Consider the following 271-nt stretch of genomic DNA (forward strand, 5'->3'; position numbering starts at 1 on the left):
GGCAACAGCTGGTCGCGGCAGGCCATTTCGATCATCCTGTCGAACCGCACTTACCGGGGGCGCGTCAGTTACGGCGATGTCGAAACGCAAGGGCTGCACGACGCCATCATCGAACCGGCCCTGTTCTACAAGGCGAACGCGCTGCGCGAACGGAAGCGCCGCAACCGCGGCCGCAGGTAATCCGCGCACTCTCAATCCGCTCACGGCTCGGAACGCCGGGCGTCACGGGTGGGTTTGCCCGTCTTCTCCCGCCCGCGGGATTGCCATGCGA

Annotated in this window: 1 protein-coding gene; it reads left to right on the plus strand. The window is 66.1% G+C overall.

Annotated elements, in window-relative coordinates:
* The coding region (locus FQ668_RS27525) for a recombinase family protein (RefSeq protein WP_178097177.1) at positions 1–180 on the plus strand (180 nt) is incomplete at its 5' end.
* Positions 181–271 lie beyond the last annotated feature (91 nt).

Origin of the sequence: Pseudomonas sp. Kh14, assembly GCF_900291005.1 — a bacterium.
In the GTDB taxonomy this organism is placed as follows: Bacteria; Pseudomonadota; Gammaproteobacteria; order Pseudomonadales; family Pseudomonadaceae; genus Aquipseudomonas; species Aquipseudomonas alloputida.